16 protein-coding genes, 1 other RNA gene and 1 pseudogene are annotated in these 15,985 nt (G+C 39.4%); 14 read left to right on the top strand and 4 right to left on the bottom strand.

Annotated features, from left to right (window positions below; all coding sequences use genetic code 11):
* Positions 1–23: 23 nt before the first annotated feature.
* The 3 genes from tpiA to eno are packed head-to-tail and all read left to right on the top strand — an operon-like array spanning position 24 to position 3,632.
* The gene (gene tpiA, locus CYJ36_RS15055; RefSeq protein ID WP_101568078.1) at positions 24–785 is read left to right on the top strand and encodes a triose-phosphate isomerase; all 762 of its coding nucleotides are present in this window, start codon (positions 24–26) and stop codon (positions 783–785) included.
* Entirely contained in the window at positions 778–2,313 is a 1,536-nt protein-coding gene (gene gpmI, locus CYJ36_RS15050) for a 2,3-bisphosphoglycerate-independent phosphoglycerate mutase (protein WP_101568077.1), read from the top strand. Before tpiA ends, gpmI begins: the two co-directional genes overlap by 8 nt.
* Before the next feature lie 26 nt (positions 2,314–2,339).
* Positions 2,340–3,632 carry a phosphopyruvate hydratase gene (eno, locus tag CYJ36_RS15045; protein ID WP_101568076.1) on the top strand — a complete coding sequence of 431 codons (1,293 nt, stop codon included), beginning with the start codon at positions 2,340–2,342 and terminating at the stop codon, positions 3,630–3,632.
* Between the two features lie 226 nt (positions 3,633–3,858).
* Here the strand turns inward: eno and CYJ36_RS15035 are convergent, their stop codons facing one another.
* From CYJ36_RS15035 to CYJ36_RS15025, 3 genes are all read right to left on the bottom strand, one after another.
* Positions 3,859–4,293: a hypothetical protein gene (locus CYJ36_RS15035; protein WP_101568074.1), complete on the bottom strand. Its 435-nt coding sequence runs from the start codon at positions 4,291–4,293 to the stop codon at positions 3,859–3,861.
* A gap of 182 nt (positions 4,294–4,475) precedes the next feature.
* Positions 4,476–5,387: a nuclease-related domain-containing protein gene (locus CYJ36_RS15030; protein ID WP_257962497.1), complete on the bottom strand. Its 912-nt coding sequence runs from the start codon at positions 5,385–5,387 to the stop codon at positions 4,476–4,478.
* A 136-nt stretch (positions 5,388–5,523) separates the two neighbouring features.
* Positions 5,524–6,453 carry a DMT family transporter gene (locus CYJ36_RS15025; RefSeq protein WP_101568072.1) on the bottom strand — a complete coding sequence of 310 codons (930 nt, stop codon included), beginning with the start codon at positions 6,451–6,453 and terminating at the stop codon, positions 5,524–5,526.
* Positions 6,454–6,630: 177 nt separating this feature from the next.
* Here CYJ36_RS15025 and secG point away from each other — a divergent pair, with 177 nt between their 5' ends.
* The 7 genes and pseudogenes from secG to CYJ36_RS14990 all read left to right on the top strand — a co-directional run bounded on the left by secG (position 6,631) and on the right by CYJ36_RS14990 (position 12,427).
* Positions 6,631–6,864, top strand: coding sequence for a preprotein translocase subunit SecG (secG, locus tag CYJ36_RS15020; RefSeq protein WP_101568071.1), 234 nt, complete (start codon positions 6,631–6,633; stop codon positions 6,862–6,864).
* Between the two features lie 203 nt (positions 6,865–7,067).
* Positions 7,068–7,811: an alpha/beta hydrolase gene (locus CYJ36_RS15015; protein ID WP_101568070.1), complete on the top strand. Its 744-nt coding sequence runs from the start codon at positions 7,068–7,070 to the stop codon at positions 7,809–7,811.
* Positions 7,812–7,843: 32 nt separating this feature from the next.
* On the top strand, positions 7,844–10,216 hold the full coding sequence (gene rnr, locus CYJ36_RS15010) for a ribonuclease R (RefSeq protein WP_374702817.1): 2,373 nt from the start codon (positions 7,844–7,846) through the stop codon (positions 10,214–10,216).
* A gap of 92 nt (positions 10,217–10,308) precedes the next feature.
* Positions 10,309–10,779 (top strand): SsrA-binding protein SmpB, encoded by a 471-nt coding sequence (smpB, locus tag CYJ36_RS15005; RefSeq protein ID WP_101568068.1) that lies wholly within the window; start codon positions 10,309–10,311, stop codon positions 10,777–10,779.
* A gap of 170 nt (positions 10,780–10,949) precedes the next feature.
* Positions 10,950–11,313, top strand: a transfer-messenger RNA (tmRNA) gene (gene ssrA / locus CYJ36_RS15000).
* Between the two features lie 335 nt (positions 11,314–11,648).
* Positions 11,649–11,888 (top strand): annotated as a pseudogene (locus CYJ36_RS24665) (heteromeric transposase endonuclease subunit TnsA); the annotation flags it as partial.
* Positions 11,889–12,103: 215 nt separating this feature from the next.
* Positions 12,104–12,427, top strand: coding sequence for a hypothetical protein (locus tag CYJ36_RS14990; RefSeq protein WP_101568067.1), 324 nt, complete (start codon positions 12,104–12,106; stop codon positions 12,425–12,427).
* Between the two features lie 571 nt (positions 12,428–12,998).
* Here CYJ36_RS14990 and CYJ36_RS14985 read toward each other — a convergent pair.
* Positions 12,999–13,481, bottom strand: coding sequence for a hypothetical protein (locus CYJ36_RS14985; protein WP_101568066.1), 483 nt, complete (start codon positions 13,479–13,481; stop codon positions 12,999–13,001).
* Positions 13,482–13,753: 272 nt separating this feature from the next.
* Between CYJ36_RS14985 and CYJ36_RS14980 the strand changes: the two genes are divergently transcribed.
* From CYJ36_RS14980 to copZ, 4 genes are all read left to right on the top strand, one after another.
* Positions 13,754–13,906, top strand: a complete 153-nt coding sequence (locus CYJ36_RS14980; RefSeq protein ID WP_101568065.1) for a YfhD family protein — start codon at positions 13,754–13,756, stop codon at positions 13,904–13,906.
* A gap of 590 nt (positions 13,907–14,496) precedes the next feature.
* Positions 14,497–15,090 (top strand): YdhK family protein, encoded by a 594-nt coding sequence (locus tag CYJ36_RS14975; RefSeq protein WP_101568064.1) that lies wholly within the window; start codon positions 14,497–14,499, stop codon positions 15,088–15,090.
* A 278-nt stretch (positions 15,091–15,368) separates the two neighbouring features.
* Positions 15,369–15,710, top strand: a complete 342-nt coding sequence (locus CYJ36_RS14970) for a metal-sensitive transcriptional regulator (RefSeq protein WP_101568063.1) — start codon at positions 15,369–15,371, stop codon at positions 15,708–15,710.
* A 15-nt stretch (positions 15,711–15,725) separates the two neighbouring features.
* Positions 15,726–15,932, top strand: a complete 207-nt coding sequence (copZ, locus tag CYJ36_RS14965) for a copper chaperone CopZ (protein WP_101568062.1) — start codon at positions 15,726–15,728, stop codon at positions 15,930–15,932.
* Positions 15,933–15,985: the final 53 nt, after the last annotated feature.

Genomic DNA, 15,985 nt, shown 5'->3' with positions numbered 1-15,985 from the left:
GCTTTTTAAGGACGGTGTTCGTGATGAGAAAGCCAATTATCGCTGGTAACTGGAAAATGAACAAAGTAATGGGCGAAGCAACGGGCTTTATTGAAGAAGTGAAAGGATTAGTTCCTTCCTCTGATAATATTGAAGCTGTTGTTTGTGCTCCTGCACTCTTTTTAGATCGTCTTGTAGAGGCATCTAAAGGATACGATGTGAAAATCGGTGCTCAAAACATGCATTTTGAAGAAAATGGTGCGTACACAGGCGAAATCAGTCCTGTTGCACTTAAAGACTTAGGCGTAAGCTACGTGATCTTAGGTCACTCTGAGCGACGCGAAATGTTTGCTGAAACAGACGAAACAGTAAACAAGAAGACTGCTGCTGCATTCAAGCATGGTCTTGTGCCGATCGTTTGCTGCGGGGAAACGCTTGAAGAGCGTGAAGCAGGCAAAACGAACGATCTTGTTGCAGATCAAGTAACAAAAGCACTTGCCGGTTTAACAGACGAGCAATTAAAACAAACTGTCATTGCTTACGAGCCTATCTGGGCAATCGGCACTGGCAAATCTTCTTCTGCGAAAGATGCAAATGACGTATGTTCCCACATCCGTACAGTTGTAGCAGAACAATTTTCACAAGAAGTGGCTGAAGCAGTTCGCATTCAATACGGCGGCAGCGTAAAGCCTGAAAACATCAAGGAATACATGGCAGAGTCAGACATCGACGGCGCTTTAGTCGGCGGAGCAAGTCTTGAGCCACAATCTTTCTTACAGCTTTTGGAGGCAGGACAACATGAGTAAGAAACCGGTAGCCTTAATTATCCTTGACGGGTTTGCGCTGCGCAGCGAAGTGAAGGGTAATGCGGTTGTTCACGCGAAAAAACCAAACTTTGACCGATACTGGAATCAGTATCCACATGCTACTTTAACGGCAAGCGGCGAAGCAGTCGGTTTGCCTGAAGGACAAATGGGGAATTCAGAGGTCGGGCATTTAAACATTGGTGCCGGCCGTATCGTTTACCAAAGCTTGACACGTGTGAACGTTGCCATTCGAGAAGGCCAATTTGAAAAAAATGAAACCTTCCTTTCAGCAATGAATCATGTAAAAGAAAACGGCACAAACCTTCATGTTTTCGGATTGCTTTCTGATGGAGGCGTTCATAGTCATATTGACCATCTTTTTGCTTTGCTTAGACTGGCAAAAGAAGAAGGGGTTCAGAATGTTTATATTCATGGATTTCTTGACGGCCGTGACGTAGGACCGCAAACAGCAGAAGGTTATATCAGACAATTGAACGAAAAAATAGAAGAGTATGGAGTGGGCGCGATAGCAACGCTCTCAGGCCGTTATTACTCTATGGATCGTGACAAGCGCTGGGATCGTGTTGAGAAGGCATACCGCGCAATGGTTTATGGCGAGGGCCCGACTTATACAGATCCGCTTGACTTAGTTGAAGATTCATATAAAAATGGAATCCATGATGAATTCGTTATTCCTTCTGTTATGACAAAGGAAGACGGTTCACCAGTTGCAACAATCAGTGAGAATGATGCGGTTATTTTCTATAATTTCCGCCCTGATCGTGCGATTCAAATCTCGAACACATTCACAAACCAAGACTTCCGTTCATTTGACCGTGGACCAAAGCATCCGAAAAACCTGCATTTTGTATGTTTGACTCATTTTAGTGAAACAGTAGATGGGTATGTTGCTTTTAAAGCAACGAACTTAGATAACACACTAGGTGAAGTTCTTGCGCAAAACGGGTTAACCCAGCTTCGGATTGCTGAAACGGAAAAATACCCGCACGTGACATTTTTCATGAGCGGAGGACGTGAAGCAGAATTCCCAGGTGAAGAGCGCATTTTAATTAATTCACCAAAGGTTGCTACTTATGATTTGAAGCCGGAAATGAGTGCCTACGAAGTAACGGACGCGTTACTGGGTGAAATTGAAGCGGATAAACATAACGCAATTATTCTGAATTTCGCCAACCCGGATATGGTTGGACATTCAGGCATGCTAGAACCGACTGTAAAAGCAATTGAAACAGTTGATGAATGTCTTGGAAAAATCGTTGATGCGATTCTTGCAAAGGGCGGAGCAGCGATTATCACAGCAGATCATGGGAATGCTGATGAAGTGATAACGCTTGAAGGCACGCCAATGACAGCACACACAACAAATCCAGTTCCTGTAATCGTTACTAAGGAAGTTGCCGGCTTAAGAGAAGATGGTATTCTGGGTGATTTAGCACCAACCATGCTTGACCTGCTGGGAGTAGACCTTCCAAAAGAAATGACAGGTAAAACATTAATTAAAAAATAAACCAATTAAAAGGAGAGAAATAAATTATGCCATACATTGTTGATGTATTTGCACGCGAAGTATTAGATTCACGCGGTAACCCGACAGTTGAAGTAGAAGTACACACAGAAACAGGTGCTATGGGACGCGCACTAGTTCCATCTGGCGCATCTACTGGTGAATATGAAGCAGTAGAATTACGTGACGGCGACAAATCCCGTTACCTTGGAAAAGGCGTTTTAAACGCTGTTAAAAACGTAAACGAAGTGATTGCTCCTGAACTATTAGGTTTCGACGTAACTGAGCAAGTTGCAATCGATCACCTTTTGATCGAACTTGATGGTATGGAAAATAAAGGTAAACTAGGTGCGAACGCAATCCTTGGCGTATCTATGGCAGCAGCTCGTGCGGCAGCTGAGTTCCTTGGACTTCCACTTTACCAATACCTTGGCGGATTCAACGCTAAAACATTGCCAGTGCCAATGATGAACATCATCAACGGCGGAGAGCATGCTGATAACAACGTTGACATTCAAGAATTCATGGTTATGCCGGTTGGAGCTGAAGATTTCCACGAAGCACTTCGTATGGGTGCTGAAATTTTCCACAGCCTTAAATCAGTTCTTCAAGGCAAAGGTCTTAACACTGCTGTAGGTGACGAAGGCGGATTCGCTCCAAACCTTGGCTCAAACGAAGAAGCTCTGCAAACAATCATTGAAGCAATCGAAAAAGCCGGCTACAAACCAGGCGAGCAAGTGAAACTTGCTATGGACGTTGCTGCTTCTGAAATCTTCAACAAAGAAGATGGAAAATACCACCTTACAGGTGAAGGCGTAGTAAAAACATCTGCTGAAATGGTAGACTTCTATGAAGATCTAGTTTCAAAATATCCAATCATCTCAATTGAAGATGGTTTAGACGAAAACGACTGGGAAGGCCACAAACTATTAACTGAGCGCCTTGGCGACAAAGTTCAATTAGTTGGTGACGATCTATTCGTAACAAACACGAAAAAACTTTCTGAAGGTATTGAAAAAGGAATCAGCAACTCAATCCTTATCAAAGTTAACCAAATCGGTACATTAACTGAAACATTTGATGCGATCGAAATGGCTAAACGCGCTGGCTACACAGCTGTAATCTCTCACCGTTCTGGTGAAACAGAAGACAGCACAATTGCTGACATCGCTGTAGCAACAAACGCTGGCCAAATCAAAACAGGTGCTCCATCACGTACTGACCGTGTTGCAAAATACAACCAGCTTCTTCGCATCGAAGATCAGCTTGGTGACACAGCTAGATACGATGGAATCCACACTTTCTATAACTTAAGAAAATAATGTTTGCATGAGAACTGCCCGGGATTTTGATCCTGGGCAGTTTTTTTGTGGGAGAAGAACTTTGGCTGCGTTAGTATGGGGAATGCAGCCAAAGAAACGATTCCTCTCCTAAAAAAAGCGCGCCAATCGTGTGAATGCAGCCAAAAATACGATCCCTCTCCTGAAAAAAGTGCGTCAATCGGGTGAATGCAGCCGAAAAAGTGTCCTCTCGCCAGAAAAAAGTGCATCAATCGTGTGAATGCAGCCAAAAAACGATTCCTCTCCTGAAAAAAGTGCTCCAATCGTGTGAATGCAGCCAAAAAAACGATCCCTCTCTTGAGAAAAGTGCGTCAATCGTGTAATTGCAGCCAAAAAAACGGTCCCTCTCCTGAAAAAAGTGCGTCAATCGGGTGAATGCAGCCAAAAAACGATCCCTCTCCTGAAAAAAGTGCTCCAATCGGGTGAATGCAGCCAAAAAAGTGGCCCCTCTCACAAAAAAAGTGCGCCAATCGTGTGAATGCAACCAATAAAGCAATCCCTCTCCTGAAAAAAGTGCATCAATCGCGTGAATGAAGCCCAAAAAACGATCCCTCTCCTGAAAAAAGTGCTCCAATCGGATGAATGCAGCCAAAAAACGATCCCTCACTTGAGAAAAGTGCGTCAATCGGGTGAATGCAGCCAAAAAAGTGGCCCCTCTCACCAAAAAAGTGCGCCAATCGTGTGAATGTAACCAATAAAGCAATCCCTCTCAAGAAAAAAGTGCATCAATCGTGTGAATGCAGCCGAAAAAGTGTCCTCTCGCCAGAAAAAAGTGCATCAATCGTGTGAATACAGCAAAGAAGGACCTCTCTTATAAACACTCCCTCATTTACTATCAACATAACAACTAGATTTTCCAAAACCGACTCTAACAAAATTCTCACTGAGAATTCTTTGAATCGATCTTTTATTTTTCATTTTTCCGCACCATTCATCTATCTGGTCAGTCGTTATTTTTCTTTCGGGAAAAAGCAGTTTAAATTCCTTTAAACTCCTTAAGACAGCGTCTTTATAGCTCTCTTTTACGCTGCAATGGCTGCAAAACAACACGGTGTTTTTAAGTAACGAAGGGTTCAATCTCCCGCATCTTGCACAAACAATTCCCTTCGCCACTTCTTCATACCTATACTCAGGCAAGCGCGAGTATGGAGATTCATCCACATGAAGTGACAAAAGCTTCTCCGCAAGCTTCGAGTGTACACCCTTTGAAGTGAGATTGTTTATTTTCAATTTCTCTCCAAAACGATTTAATTGGAAAGGATAAACAATTGGTAAAGTAGGGGGAGCTTGATAAAGATGAAATTCGGGGTTAAGAAACACAACATACGCTTCAACTGGAAGCGAGAATTTCATTTCCTGCAGCAATCTCCTGAACAAAGATTCGTTTCTTTTCAGCTGTAAAATGGGATTTTTGATTTCGAGCTTTGAGGCGGAATACCACTTCTCACCTTCAATAAAGAAGTCGCCTTCATAGTTTTTTACTTCAAAAAGATAAATCTTTTGAGCGGTTAAAAACAAGGAGTCTATCTGGAAAATCGAATTGTTTGTTTCGTGCAAAAGATCATTCAAGACCAATCCCCCACTCATACTTGCCTTAAGCCAATCATCAAACATCTTCTCTCCATGATACCCTTTCACAAGGTTATTAAAGTGATTGGTGTCTATTGGATCAAGATCCATTCGAGTGCTCAAGCACTTATAAATCTTCAACTCTAACGGTTCACATCTCTCTTTCATTATCAATGATGATACCTCCTTTCCTATATCATAAAATGAGCATTAGAATACAGCAAATCACCAAAATCCAATTTCTTTAAAGCTATAAATATTATCCATCCAACAAAAAAACAGCATCCTTCAAAAAGGAAGCTGTTTACCCAGAAGACGAGGCTTCATGTTTATTGCGGCGATTCCGAAATCGGAATTCCTCGTACGCACCCGAACCAAATATGACCCCTGAAACGATAAAGAATAGCCCAATTAAATGAGCAGGATAAATCGCTTCTTTTAAAATGAGGGCTGATCCTGCCAGCGCGAAAAACGTGCTTAAGTTCATGAAGATGGATGTTTCTGCCGGTCCGACCATGCCGATCGCATAATTATATGTCATATGCCCAATGGCGGTTGCTAGAATGGCAGATGTGAAAAATACTGCCCAGACAGCAGGCGTTCCATCGTATAGACTTTCTAACCCATTTGGTTCCAAAATCAGACTTATGATAAATAGGATTAATGAACCGAAGAAAAGCATATAGCCTGTCATTAAACGAGGATCAAGCGTTTTACATGCTTTTTTTATTATGATGAAACTGCACGCTTGCGTAAAGATAGAGATAAAGATATAAAGATCTCCCATATTGATGCTGCTGATTCCTTTGCTTCCAGCCAAAATAGTAAAGCCAACTCCGGTCAATCCGAGAACAAATCCGGTGAAACGAAGAGCAGTCAGTCTTTGATTGAGAAAAAGAATGGATAAGATAGCTGTCAGCATTGGGCCAAGACCGAGAATTAAACCGCCGTTCGTTGAAGTAGTCATCGTAAGGCCCACTGATAAAAAGTAATGATGGCACACGACGTTCAGCAATCCTCCGCCGGCAATATAAATTGTTTCTTTAAGTGTCGGTATACGAAATAGTTTTAATGAGAATAATAGGACAAATACACATATACTTGCTGTGAAAATTCGTATGGCTGTCACGGTAACGGGCATAAAGCTATCAACTATGATTTTAAGCAATGGGACATTCAGCCCCCAAATCAGCATAACACCGATCAAAATGAGATAGATGCGTGTGTTTTTCAAGGTGTTCCCTTCTTTCTGCAAACTCCTCTTAGCATATCATAATGAAGCTTTGCCCTCAAAGGAACATCATCCATTATTGAAGAATAAAGAACGACAAACTACTGAATGATAGTGACATTTGCGCGTCAATATGGTAAATTGAAAATAATGCTAACTGGGTTTTAGGAGGTGTCGTCCATGCACATTTTATTAATTACATTACTTGTAATCGTAAGTATTTCTCTTATCACAGTTGTTTTACTGCAATCAGGCAAAAGCGCCGGTTTATCTGGTGCCATTTCCGGGGGAGCTGAGCAGCTTTTCGGAAAACAAAAAGCTCGCGGACTTGACTTGGTGCTTCACCGCGCTACAGTCGTACTATCTGTTCTTTTCTTTATATTGACGATTGCGGTTTCTTATGCCGGATTTTAATACATGACATTGATCGAGCGGGGGTCTGATACTTATCAGGCTCCCTTTTGTCATTTATTCAGTGATCTTCATTTTTATTTGCGAAAAGCGTTCTGAAACCCTTAAAAATCAAGATTTTTGCCCTTTAATCAAACGTTTGTTTAAATAGAAATAGATGATGGAATCTTATAAGTATGAGATTTAAATAAAAGGAGATTTTACATATGAAACGAGTTTTGCCAAAACCATTAACATTTGAAGGAGGAGACCGCGCCGTTCTGCTTCTACATGGATTTACAGGGAATACTGCAGACGTGAGAATGCTTGCCCGTTATTTGAATGAAAGAGGCTATACTTGCCATGCACCGCAGTATAAAGGCCATGGAGTACCTCCTGAAGAGCTTGTGCATACAGGTCCAGAAGATTGGTGGAAGGACGTGATGTACGGCTACAATCTGCTAAAGGAAAAGGGTCACGAATCCATTGCAGTTGCCGGTTTATCTCTTGGCGGTGTGTTTTCTTTGAAATTGGGTTACACTGTACCTGTAAAGGGTATTGTTCCGATGTGCGCCCCTATGTACATTAAGAGTGAAGAAGTGATGTATCAGGGGATTTTAGAATATGCCCGCAATTTTAAAAAATTCGAAGGAAAATCAGAACCGCAAATTGAAGAGGAAATGAAGCAGTTTGAAAAAACACCGATGAACACGCTGAAGGCTCTTCAAGGATTAATTTCTGATGTAAGAAACAATGTCGATATGGTCTATTCGCCTGTATTTGTTGCTCAAGCGAGACACGACCACATGATAAATACAGATAGTGCAAATATTATTTATAACGAAGTAGAAACAGATAACAAACAATTAAAATGGTATGAACAATCAGGACATGTTATCACACTTGATAAAGAGCGCGATCAGCTGCACAAAGATGTGTATGAGTTCTTAGAAGGTCTTGATTGGCAATAATCCCCCAAGGAGGGACGCAAATGGATAATAATATGGAATTACATATTGGAAAATTGCTTTCATTTATGAAAGAAGAAGCTTATAAGCCTTTAACGGTCCAGGAGCTTGAAGAAGCCTTTGGAATCGAGGATTCTTCTGAATTCAAGGAGTTTGTAAAAGCTCTTGTGATGATGGAGGAAAAAGGTCTTGTCGTGCGTACTAGAAGCAACCGCTATGGTTTGCCTGAACGCATGAATTTGATTCGTGGAAAAGTAAGCGGTCATGCGAAAGGGTTTGCCTTTGTTATTACAGAGGATCAAGCGCAGGGAGACATTTTTATCCCGCCGAGCGAGCTGAATAATGCGATGCACGGAGATACTGTATTGGTCAGAATCAGTACAGAATCAAGCGGCAGCAGACAGGAAGGTACGGTAATCCGCATCGTTGAGCGCGGATTAAAAGAAGTCGTTGGAACATATACAGAAAGTAAAAATTTCGGTTTCGTCATTCCTGATGATAAAAAAATTCCGAATGATATTTTTATTCCAAAAAAAGCATCAAACGGTGCGATTGAAGGACATAAAGTCGTTGTTCATCTCACTACTTATCCCGAAGGAAGAATGAGTGCTGAAGGTGAAGTCATTGCAATCCTTGGACATAAAAATGATCCTGGTGTAGATATTTTATCAGTCATCCATAAACACGGTCTTCCGCAGGCATTCCCTGTAGAGGTTCTTGAACAGGCAAATGATGTACCAGAAACCATCAGTGAAGAAGATATTAAGGGTAGACGGGATCTTCGCAATGAAGTCATTGTCACCATTGACGGTGCAGATGCAAAAGACCTTGATGATGCCGTTACAGTAACAGAGCTTGAAAACGGGAATTACAAATTAGGCGTTCACATAGCAGATGTCAGTCACTATGTAACAGAGAACTCGCCAATCGATAAAGAAGCATTAGAGCGTGCAACAAGCGTTTATTTAGTTGACCGGGTTATTCCAATGATTCCTCACCGTTTATCAAATGGAATTTGTTCATTAAACCCTAAAGTGGATCGTCTGACCTTATCATGTGAAATGGAAATTAACGGCCAAGGAGAAGTCGTGAAGCACGACATTTTCCAAAGCGTGATCAAAACAACTGAGCGGATGACGTATTCTGATGTGAAGGAAATTTTGGTCGATCAAAATCCGGAATTGCTCGAAAAATATGAACCGCTTGTCCCAATGTTTCAGCGGATGGAAAAGCTTGCCCAAATTCTCCGCAGCAAACGGATGTCACGCGGTGCTATTGATTTTGATTTTAAAGAAGCTAAGGTCATTGTCGATAAAGAAGGAAAGCCTCAGGAGGTAGTCATTCGCGAACGGACTGTTGCTGAGCGTCTGATTGAAGAATTCATGCTTCTTGCCAATGAAACCGTTGCGGAGCATTTTCACTGGATGAAAGTTCCGTTCATCTACCGAATTCATGAAGAGCCGAATGCAGAAAAGCTGCAGCGCTTTTTAGAATTTGTGACGAACTTCGGTTACACCGTAAAAGGAACAGCAAATACGATTCACCCTCGTGCCCTGCAGGATATTTTAGACGATGTAGCAGGGCAGCCGGAGGAAATGGTAATTTCCACGGTCATGCTGAGATCGATGAAGCAGGCAAAATATGACCCAGAAAGCCTGGGACATTTCGGTTTGTCTACTGAGTTCTATACTCATTTTACATCGCCGATTCGCCGTTATCCCGATTTAATTGTTCATCGTTTAATCCGCACTTATTTAATTGAAGGCAAGATTGATGAGGGAACGAAAACTCATTGGGCTGAGAGACTTGAAATGATTGCTGATCAATCATCTAACATGGAACGCCGTGCCGTTGATGCAGAGCGTGAAACCGATGATTTGAAGAAGGCAGAATACATGCTTGATAAAGTCGGAGAAGAATATGACGGCATTATCAGCTCGGTTACCAACTTTGGAATGTTCGTTGAGCTGCCTAACACAATTGAAGGTCTGGTGCATGTAAGTTACTTGACTGACGATTATTACCGTTATGATGAGCGCAACTATGCGATGATTGGTGAACGTACAGGAAACGTTTATCGAATAGGAGACGAAATTACAGTACGAGTTGTTAATGTCAATAAGGAAGAGCGTGCTGTTGATTTTGAAATTGTCGGCATGAAAGGGACAAGACGCCGCCCTCCAAATGAAGCTCCTAAAGTGATCAGAGGTGACCGCGGCAAAAGAAGCGGTGCAAAAGAAGGCAGAGGCAGAAAAAAACCTTCCGATGACAGAAAGAAACCTGCAGAACGCAGCGGCAGTGTTGAAGACGGTTGGTCAAATCAAAATCCGAACAAAAAGAAAAAGAAGAAAAAATCGTTCCAAAATGCACCTATCAGCAAGCGAAAAGTGAAAAAGAAAAAACGATAATGCAGGGAGCCGCTCCGGCTTCCTTTTTCATTGATATTTTGATAAAATAGAGCCTATCGCTAATGTAATAGAGAGAGAAAGGGGGAATTAGCATGCCAAAAGGATCCGGAAAAGTCGTTGCTCAAAATAAGAAAGCAAATCACGACTATTCGATTGAGGAAACGTATGAAACAGGCATTGTTCTGCAAGGTACGGAAATCAAAGCAATACGTGCAGGACGTGTTAACTTAAAGGACGCTTTCGCCAGAGTACAGCAAGGAGAAGTATTTCTTCATAATATGCACATTTCACCTTATGAGCAAGGTAACCGCTACAACCATGAACCGCTTAGAACGAGAAAGCTTTTGCTGCACCGGAAGGAAATCAGCAAGCTGATCGGACTGACAAAAGAAGAAGGCTATGCGCTTGTTCCCTTGAAAGTCTACTTGAAAAACGGATTCGCCAAGGTTTTGCTCGGATTAGGTAAGGGTAAAAAGAAATATGACAAACGTGAAGACTTAAAGAAAAAAGAAGCAAAACGCGAAGTGGAACGAGCTTTCCGCGATCGTCAGAAGGATTTATAAACTGACAATAACTTACAATTGATTTCTTGTCCTGATTTGATATAATAGAACTTGTAAGACGAACAGCACAATTTCATATCCGCTCTGATCTTTCATGAGCGTTTCCGTTTCCCGTTAAGGGACTTCCCGTAGTGAAGCTGGATTAACTTCCATGCCGAACTTACTAACATGGGGACGTTACGGATTCGACAGGGATAGTTCGAGCTTTAGTTGCGAGTCGAGGGGATCGTCCTCGTTAAAACGTCACGCCAATAATAACTGGCAAATCAAACAACAACTTCGCTTTAGCTGCTTAATAACAGACTATAGCGGTTCCTCCCTCCATCGCCCATGTGGTAGGGTAAGGGACTCACTCTAAGTGGGCTACGCCTGATGCCTCCGTCTGGGGATAAAGGAAGAGACCAATCAGACTAGCTGCTCCGACGCCCGTTGATAGGCATACGAGTTAGCGAATCGCGAATATATCAACTACACTCGTAGACGCTTTAGTGGCGATGTTTCTGGACGTGGGTTCGACTCCCACCGTCTCCACCATACATATTTGGTGAAAAAATTACAGTGATGTGACTTGAACCATAATTTTTTGAAATTAGTTAATTAAATATATACACTAAGAATAGGCATCCAATATGGATGCCTTTTTATTTATCTACTTTAAAGCGTAAAGCTTTAGGGTTTGGATATAAAGTTAAATATGAAATTAGTTAAAAATTCATGCTTTAAATTGGATATTAGTATTTATTATTGAACAATATAGGTAAAATCTATGACAAGCTCAGCAGGTGTGGATTTGAAATAAAGTCGCGATGTTTATAAAAAAGATGCGAAGTTTTACCCCTTTAGATATGAGTATCAAAAGGGGTGATTTTATGTCGAAAAGAAATAGAACATCTAAAATTGAAAAGTGGATTAAAGAAGGTCGTGGCTCGGCCTTGGTTAAAAATTCAAGACTTATCTTCATTATGTCGCTCTACTCGTTTAAAAGGAATAATAACGAGCAGGCAGCATGAGTTTTTATCAGATTTGGAACGAAACTGCTTTTATGTAACTGAATATACTGATGTTTTTTAGATCTTCAAGAACAATTTCCTTTATTGCCGTTGGAAGAAGGTGATGACAACGGATATTTTATTAACGATGCAAAAAGTCCAAGGGAAATATGAAGCTCGTTCAATTAGCCTTTTTTCTAAAAGAGTGTGGTTTCTAATATTAACTAATGTTATTATTCAACTAATAAAAAATATAATTACAAATAATTGAAAATTTTGAATCTATTGGTTATCTAATCCGTATATTTGCTTAAAAATAGTATGGGGGTGAAATTTTGAAGAAATATATTTTCTTCGTATTGTTGGTATTAGTTTTGGAACTTGGAATACTTGTTGGGGTATCAATGTATTTTGATACAAATCTTGTAAATACGATGTTTTTTGGTTCTTTTCTTTTTGTTTTCTTTGCCTTTTTAATTAGTTCTACAGGAGATTCATTATCAAAAAATTCACAAGCAGCTGTTTTTGACTCCCTTTTAGGGAGTTATAAACCTCAGCATGAAAAGACAACATTAACAATTAGTCCTTTTTTAGTAGGGTCTATATTATGTCTTGCAGCTTATTTTCCTTTATATTATTTAGGAGTTATTGGAAAGTAAATTTTAGTACAAGAAAATAAAGACAAGTCTAAAAAAAGCTTCGTTAAAACTCAAGCGGAGTTTTTTTATTATTTTATTTGTATTAGACATCATCGAAATGATTTATAGAATTTTCTAAAAGCTTGGTTCAACTGAAAGAACATATTATGCAATAGGGCAGTATTCCTGTAATGAAGGAAATTGGAGTTTGGAGCGGGCAGCATAACTGACATCCGCCTCATGGAAAGGTTGGACGAAGGAATTTGAGAGCGAAGACCCTTTGAGGCATGGGAGGGTCGAACTCAATGAGAAATGTGGACATCCACCAGTGCGATCATAACATGACATCCACCAATATTTGTATGTGAGTGGCTGAAGAGGTATAAAATCTTTTTGCTTTCAAAGTCCAAATTTATTCTAACTAGATAAATCCAACCATAATGACGGATATAAGCCCTAAATTAATTCTTTATTAAATACTGAGAAAACCGGAGTAAATGGGCATTTTCTCTTCTTTCATTGATGGATGTAAGTTTAATAATAAATTTCAATACAAATAGAGGTTGGTTGCTAGAACCAACCTGATATTATTTTAATAATAATTGTATTCTCCACTCTGCTGTTCACTTCCAGTAGGAACCGAAACACCCATCGTTCGCAAAGATTCTTTTGCTTGATTTAAATAGGATTCAGCTTGTTCTTGCCACTTGATAATTACTTTAATAAACGGTTTAAACTCAGGACTTGCATTTTGCTCCATCGTTATTAATCCTTCACGTACATTTTTATCATGATTTTCAGCATTTTTTATACAAGCCACCAGTGTTTCTACAATTGATTGCTGTTGCTCACCATTTACTAGTCTCTGGGATGAACCTACTGCTGTAACGCGATGATAGGAAGCTGGAACTAGATGATTATGCATCTCGCGATTCCCTTTTAAGTCTTTGGTCTTTGGTATATGGAAAAGTTCAGAGCTCATGGCACATACCATTTCTTCAGCATATAAACTTTGGTGTAATAAATTTAAGATATGTCCCCAGTTGTTAACTCGATAAAAATAGTAAGGCTGCAAAAAAACATCTCCTTTTTATAGAAAATTGGAACCCTCATCTCCATATTATGATTAAGTATCGAAATTAATGTAAATGTATTACCTGGCAGTAAGACCTTCTTCTTAAGGTAACGGGAGGGTGCGTTAGGTGAAGAATTCCAATGCTGTTTACGCATCTTTTTATTGAATTAAATTATATTTCGTTAATATTCTATATGTTTAAATCTAAAGATATATAAAAGTCATTCTTAGCCATACTAATAAAGATTAAAATTTCATTAGGAGGCAATATTATGGGAAGATCAAACAATCATAAACCATCTAGTAGTAAAAATTCATTACCTCAAACTCCAAAAAACTTAAAAATAGAACCAGATCGTGTGGATGAAGAATTTTCTCGTGAGCTAGGTGAGAGTGGAAAAATAAAAGCTACAAGACCTAAATGAAACTACAAAAAAACAAAAAAGGTACAGATTGAGATTGATTAACTCCTTTATAAATTTTTGTAATACAGATACATTAGAGGCCGCCCATAACTCATTATATTGACTTATGGCTGGCCCCTTTTTTATACCAAAAAATCTTAATGTTTTTTAATAATTTCTAACGGGTGCGATAGATAATTAAGACGTCTATATAAAATGCCATTTTCTTTGGTCTAAATAGCAGCCTACTTTGTAAAAGAGCTTCTTAAAATGAAGCATTCATGTGAAATAGCTAATAGCTGCGAAGAATCATAAGTTTTCTTGAAGTAACAATAATTTTATTTTCAACTTTATAAATAGTGTTTATCTAGACATATAAATAGGAAAGAGATGTAAGTTAATCTTGAAGAAGTATTGATAAATAAAGGTTTGGAAAGCATATGATTCAGGTCACAATGAATTCAACCTATACACTTTGATTATTAATGAGATCTATAAATAAATGCAATACATCCAAAAAATGAATCTTTTGTTTTATTTTTGTTTTGACCTCCACAATTTCTGCACATTTTATTGATAAGATTCTTTAAAAGGTAAAGGAGGAATATAACATGGTGAAAAATAATAAGAATAATTCCCTTAGTTTATCGTTATTTGCATCTCTTTTCTTAGTATTGGGTGCCTGCTCCAACGATAATGATGAAAACGCTGGTAAAAAAGAAAGTACAGAAGAAAAAGAGAACATGGAAGGTATGGATCACAGTAATATGGACCATTCTAGCTCAGGTGAAGTTCCAGAAGGTTTAAAAGAGGCAGAAAAACCAGCTTTTGAGGTCGGCAGTCAAGCAATTATCAAATCAGATCACATGGAAGGTATGAATGGAGCTGAAGCAACAATTGTGGGTGCTTATGATACCACTGTGTATACTGTTTCATATACGCCGACAACTGGCGGAGAACGAGTAGAGGATCACAAATGGGTCATTCATGAAGAACTGAAAGATGCTGGTAACGAGCCTTTGGAACAAGGGGCAGAAGCTACTATTGAGGCAAGTCATATAGAAGGAATGGACGGTGCAACAGCTGAAATAGATTCACCAGAAAATACGACTGTTTATATGGTTGATTTTACCCCTGTCGGCGGTGGAGATGAAGTTAAAAATCATAAATGGGTAACAGAAAGTGAATTATCGCCGGCCGAATAATTTCGAACTAAAAGAATGTAATTTTCAAACAGAAAAAGAGCTTATTCATTATTTAGGTAAGCTCTTTTAGAAAGGCTCTTTTTGTAAAGTTTGTTGCTTTTAGAAAAAATGATTAAAACCTTAAGTGGATTGCAACGGAAATCTACGGGTAAAATTTATAACCAATAACAACATTCAATGCGAAAACAGCCTTTTGAAAAAATGGGTATAATAGCAGATGAACAAAACTTTACATAGGGTAGAGGGGTATGGTATATTATTTTTAAGGAGGGAAGTCAATGGATAAAAATATTGAGAAAATGGATCATTCGATTGAGGATAACAGTTTTATTGCTTCTTCCCGAAAAAGTCATCACTCAGATGCAGTAAAGAAAAATTTAGTAACCCGTTTGAATCGCATAGAAGGACAAATCAGGGGTATTAAAGGTCTTATAGAAAAAGATACTTATTGTGACGATGTTATTACGCAAATAGCAGCGACCCAAGCAGCACTGAACAGTGTTGGGAAAATTCTGCTTGAAGGCCATTTAAAAGGCTGTGTAGTTGACCGGATCAATGAGGGTGATATGGAAGTACTTGATGAGTTTGTTGTAACGATACAAAAACTAATGAAAAAATAAAAGGAGAAGTGAAAAATGGTAAACGTAAACTTGAATGTAAGCGGAATGTCTTGCGGGCACTGTGTAAAAGCTGTGGAAGGCAGTGTTGGAAAACTTGAAGGCGTCAGTGAAGTGAAAGTACATTTAGAAGATGGAAAAGTTAATGTTGCGTTTAACCCTGAAAAAGTTTCTTTAGATAAAATTAAAGAAACAATTGATGACCAGGGCTATGATGTTGAATAAAAGATGAAAGTGCTGCTTTATAGCACTTCTTTTTCTCAATCAAATATACCCCT

It is taken from the genome of Bacillus sp. UMB0893 (genome assembly GCF_002858905.1).
Classification (GTDB): Bacteria; Bacillota; Bacilli; order Bacillales; family Bacillaceae; genus Bacillus_P.
Note: the sequence above shows the minus strand (reverse complement) of the source record. Positions and strands in the feature narration are given on the sequence as shown.

Excerpts from the sequence above, each read along its gene's own strand:
- tpiA (WP_101568078.1), top strand. The coding sequence starts at position 24 with ATGAGAAAGCCAATTATCGCTGGTAACTGGAAAATGAACAAAGTAATG.
- gpmI (WP_101568077.1), top strand. The coding sequence starts at position 778 with ATGAGTAAGAAACCGGTAGCCTTAATTATCCTTGACGGGTTTGCGCTG.
- eno (WP_101568076.1), top strand. The coding sequence starts at position 2,340 with ATGCCATACATTGTTGATGTATTTGCACGCGAAGTATTAGATTCACGC.
- CYJ36_RS15030 (WP_257962497.1), bottom strand. The coding sequence starts at position 5,387 with ATGAAAGAGAGATGTGAACCGTTAGAGTTGAAGATTTATAAGTGCTTG.
- secG (WP_101568071.1), top strand. The coding sequence starts at position 6,631 with ATGCACATTTTATTAATTACATTACTTGTAATCGTAAGTATTTCTCTT.
- CYJ36_RS15015 (WP_101568070.1), top strand. The coding sequence starts at position 7,068 with ATGAAACGAGTTTTGCCAAAACCATTAACATTTGAAGGAGGAGACCGC.
- rnr (WP_374702817.1), top strand. The coding sequence starts at position 7,844 with ATGGAATTACATATTGGAAAATTGCTTTCATTTATGAAAGAAGAAGCT.
- smpB (WP_101568068.1), top strand. The coding sequence starts at position 10,309 with ATGCCAAAAGGATCCGGAAAAGTCGTTGCTCAAAATAAGAAAGCAAAT.
- CYJ36_RS14980 (WP_101568065.1), top strand. The coding sequence starts at position 13,754 with ATGGGAAGATCAAACAATCATAAACCATCTAGTAGTAAAAATTCATTA.
- CYJ36_RS14975 (WP_101568064.1), top strand. The coding sequence starts at position 14,497 with ATGGTGAAAAATAATAAGAATAATTCCCTTAGTTTATCGTTATTTGCA.
- CYJ36_RS14970 (WP_101568063.1), top strand. The coding sequence starts at position 15,369 with ATGGATAAAAATATTGAGAAAATGGATCATTCGATTGAGGATAACAGT.
- copZ (WP_101568062.1), top strand. The coding sequence starts at position 15,726 with ATGGTAAACGTAAACTTGAATGTAAGCGGAATGTCTTGCGGGCACTGT.